Origin of the sequence: Dietzia sp. SLG310A2-38A2, from assembly GCF_014145095.1 — a bacterium.
In the GTDB taxonomy this organism is placed as follows: domain Bacteria; phylum Actinomycetota; class Actinomycetes; order Mycobacteriales; family Mycobacteriaceae; genus Dietzia.
Genome location: NZ_JAALDX010000155.1, coordinates 1 through 4068, shown reverse-complemented (window position 1 = coordinate 4068; position 4068 = coordinate 1). Strand labels below are relative to the sequence as shown.

Below are 4068 nucleotides of genomic sequence, written 5' to 3'. Positions count from 1 at the left end.
TCGGCAGGCGCAGCGGCGACGTCGACGGCCGGGGCCTCAGTCTGCTCATCTGTTGAGCAGGCTGAGATGGGTAGCAGCAGCGCTATCGCCGCAGTGATGAGAACCCGTCGCACAGCTATCTCTCCTTCTAGATGAAAACGTCGGCGATGTGGCCGGCGGAGGCCACGATCAAACACCCGACGATGACCTTGATGGTGATCGCCTGGATCGAGGGCCCGTACTGGTCGATCAGGCGGTTGTCGATCGTCAGCAGCGCGCCGATCGCCATCACCCCGGCGACCAGGACGGCGGTGGCGCCCCACTTCACCCAGCCGACTGCCTGGGTGAAGCGGGTCATCGCCTCGGCCGGTGGCCCAACAGGACTGGTCGGGGGCAGCACCGCGCCCGGATCCTGTGCCAGGACGGTCACCACGTCGGCGAGCACGGCTCTAGGAGACCAGCGCGTTGACGATGGGGCCGGCCAGCATGATGAGCAGGCAGCCACCGATGATGCGGGCGACCGTGGCCTGGACCTCGTCGCCACGGCCCGACGAGCGGGCCATGATGAAGTAGGCGCCGGCGGCCATTACGCCCATGATCCCGATCGCGATGCAGCCCCACATGAAGTACGACAGCGCGGTGTCGACCTTCACGCCCGCTCCGGGGATCTCCTGTGGGGACAGGTTCTCCCCGACGGCGATGATGTGCTCGGCCACCGGGGCGGCGGCGTGAATCGTCTCGACAAACATGGAGTTCTCCTTGTGGTCTGGTGTTGCGGATGAGCTTGGGGTCAGGACTTTGTGGTGCGGCCGCGCCACCGCTCGGCGGCGGCGCCGAAGACCTCAGCAGCGGCGGTGGCCACCGACGGCGGGACCGCGTCGGTGGGTGCTGGTGGGCGGGCAAACCGCTTCACCACCGGGGCGGTGTAGTTGGGCGTCCACGTCGCCAGCTCGGGCGGTGTGGTGGTCAGCAGTTCGGGAATCCAGTCGATGTGCCAGCTCGCGCCCGCCGCAGCGGCGACGAGCTCGCGGCGGCGCGACAGCGACAGTGCCGGTTTGTCGGGGGTCGCCGCGACGGTCACAAGGCCCAGTAGTGAGCATCCGCCGACCGCCCCGGCCTGGTGTTGGAGACACAACCGGTGCGCGGCGTCCAGGCCCGCGGCGTGCATCCGAGCGACGACGACCACGAAAGGCGCGGCATCAGCGGCGGGCCACCCACGCCGACTGTCCGCGGCAGGTGCCCACATCGACTCCAAGGTGGACACCCCGGCCCCGCCGTGAGCGCCCAGTAGCCAGATCACCGGCGCCCGCCCTGCCGGACGCGGCACCGGCGAATCCCACACCGGGGCCCGGTCCCCTTCAGTGGGGGCCGCCAACCACCCCGGCACAGAATTTGACGACCGGTCGCTGGGAAGCTTGTGCGCGCTGGTCATGCTCGCCTCCTTGACTTCGTCTGCCGCCCGGCTCACGCAGTCACAGAGGCCAGCGCCTCGGACAGGGCCGAGCGGTCGGCGGTCTGCGCAGATGCTGCGAGCTGCGCCAGCTGGTCTTCCCCGGCCCCGGATCGAACTAGCTCCCTGCGATCCAGACCAGTCGACGAGGACCCTGGCTGCTGGTTCACCGGCTCGAGGCCCCGCGAGATCGCGATGTCGTTGGCCGCCGCGATCGCCCACTGCTGGGTGATCGCGGCCGGGGACTGACCCGACGCCGAGAACGGGGTGCGGTCGTACATGCCGTGAGCGTCGATCGCGTTCCAGGTCTGGGTCTCGGTGGCCATTTCCACCAGACCCGTGGTGTCGGTGACCGTGTGCTCGATCTCCCCGACCACTCGCCGCAGCCCCGAATCCACCGTCGCCGGAGTGATGACCTCCGCCGCGGACACTGCGAGCTGGCCGACCAGCACCGCCGCTCCGGCTGCTGGATTCGCAGCCCCCGCCAACGCGATCTGCGCAATGTTCTGCGGCGTCAGCGTCTTCTTGGCCACGGTGATGGACGCCGCCAGCGCCATGCCGGCGAGCTTGGTCCCGGCCTCCACCAGCATCGCGGTCGGATCGGTTGGGGTCTGAATCTGAGTGGGGTCGCTATACCGCGCCATCCGAGACAGCGTCGTGTTGCCCCGGCTGGCCGGTGCGATCGTGAAACCGCTGCCCTCGGAGTACTCCACGTCCTCCGCGATGGTCTCTGCCGCAGTGAACAGCACCGATTGGCCAGTCACCTGAGCCACGTTCATCAGTGCCTGCACCGGATCTCCCCCGGTTTCGCTCTGCCCGGCGATGTTCGCCACGACCTGAAACAGGTCCGAATCCGGCGGGGTATCGCAGGCCAGATCCCCCGGGACGCAGAACGACGCGACACGATCGGCCACCGCGCCGAAATCCGGGGCGGAGGTGTTGGGCGAGATCCCGCGCCCCTCAGGGGTCGGCACCCCCTGCCCGAGGCTGATCGACGACACCGCGGTCCCTGCAGTTCCCGGGACCACTCCCGGACTGGTGCGGGTCGAACCCTCCTGGAACACCGGCGCCCCCTGCGCGCGGGTGGGATCACTCATCAGCGCCGCCCCGGCGAACTGCTCCGGATCGACCGGTCCGGAACCGGCCCCGATGTCTCGAGCAATCGCCGAAGCGACCTGAGCGCCCTGGCTATAGCCCGAGACGAAGATCTTGGTCTCAGGGCACCGCTCGATCGTCTCCTCGATGAGCCTCTTGCCGTTCTCGATCCCGACCGTGACGCTCTCGGCATAGCTCGACTGGTCCTCCGACGGAACAAACCCGCCGAACGACGCCGGATACGGCACGTACGTGCGGCTCATCCGCGTCTCGCCGTCAGCGTTCGCCGCCCGCACGGTGGGACTGACCACCCGGGCCATCCAACCGGTGTCCGCGTCGGTCTCGGAGTTCTTCGACGACTCCGTCGTCCCGTTCACCGCAACGAGCTGCACCAAGGGGCACTCGTCGCCCTCGGGAAGTTCCACCTGCGAGGTCCCACCACCCGACGACGGTACGGATACCGTCGAGGTCAGCGGGCTGGTTGTGGTCCTGGTCGGAGTAGTGGTCGACGTACTTTGGGCGTGAACCGCCCCGGATTGCATGACTGCCACCAACGAGGACGCAGTGACCACGGCGCCGATTCTGGCTGCATTCCTCGACTTCATTCCCGGGCTCCTTCGGAGTGCTCTTCGATCGACACGATCTGGACCTCGCCGTCTGTGCGAGTGGTCTTTACGCGCTGGTTGTAGGTGGTTTCTGTGCCATCGGGTGCGGTCTCGGTCAGCTCGACCAACGCCGCATCGTCGCCGTCGCCCGCGACCCGAAGACAGTGCGTTGTACCCCGGGCCACGGAGTCGATGCCCTCCTGGAGCGCATCAAGATCGGTGATCTGGGAGTCCTTCGCCAACAGCGGCTTCATCTCGTCGGCATCTCGCGCGACGTAGTAGGCGTGTTGGAAGGCCAGTACGACACCGGCAACCGACTTCTGATCGCCTTTGCCGTTGCCCGAGACGGCGGTGGCCGACTCGGAGGTCTCACACTCCGACTCGGCCACCGCCCCGCCCTCGCCTGCCACCGCAGTCGGCGGAAGCTTCAACGTCGGAGAGGCCGACGTCTCCGGACCCGACAGGAGGGAGGACATCATCCAGGCGCCGGCGCCGATTACCACCAGCACTGCCGCGACGACGCCTACGAACAGCAATCTGACGCGCCCCCGGTTGTCGGCCCGGCCTGGCGTGGTCTGGTCGGCAGCCGGGATCGGGTCGGGTAGGTCGAACCATTGCTCGTCAGTGGAGGAAGGGCCGGTGGGGACTGCCTCCAGATGACGGGTGTCTTCGCGGTCGTCAGCAGAATTTGACGGCTCTACGCCTGAGAACCACTCGGGCTGATCGTCGTCTGCACTCACCACTAGCCCCCTCTCCCTTGCTCGATGTCGGTCAGTTGAAGTGGACCGGCGGGACGCCCGGGATGTTCAGGTTGTTGATCGACCCGGCGGCCGCGTCCTTGGCCTGGTTGATGGAGTCGTTGATCCCGTTCTCCACGCCCAGCGCGGCGTGGGGGTTGCCGCCGATCGCGCCGGCGCCGGCGCCCAGGGCCGCGGATCC

General features: G+C 68.0%; 5 protein-coding genes. All 5 read right to left on the bottom strand.

Going from position 1 to position 4068, the window contains the following annotated elements; genetic code table 11:
• Positions 1-127 precede the first annotated feature (127 nt).
• Entirely contained in the window at positions 128-424 is a 297-nt protein-coding gene (locus tag G6027_RS06090; RefSeq protein WP_017838656.1) for a hypothetical protein, read from the bottom strand.
• Positions 425-428: 4 nt separating this feature from the next.
• Positions 429-728, bottom strand: a complete 300-nt coding sequence (locus G6027_RS06085; RefSeq protein WP_017838657.1) for a hypothetical protein — start codon at positions 726-728, stop codon at positions 429-431.
• A 41-nt stretch (positions 729-769) separates the two neighbouring features.
• A complete protein-coding gene (locus G6027_RS06080) occupies positions 770-1411 on the bottom strand; it encodes a DUF6668 family protein (RefSeq protein ID WP_182636343.1) in 642 nt (213 codons plus the stop codon).
• A 32-nt stretch (positions 1412-1443) separates the two neighbouring features.
• The gene (locus G6027_RS06075; protein WP_182636341.1) at positions 1444-2949 is read right to left on the bottom strand and encodes a cutinase family protein; all 1506 of its coding nucleotides are present in this window, start codon (positions 2947-2949) and stop codon (positions 1444-1446) included.
• Positions 2950-3125: 176 nt separating this feature from the next.
• Positions 3126-3869, bottom strand: a complete 744-nt coding sequence (locus tag G6027_RS06070; RefSeq protein ID WP_182636339.1) for a hypothetical protein — start codon at positions 3867-3869, stop codon at positions 3126-3128.
• Positions 3870-4068: the final 199 nt, after the last annotated feature.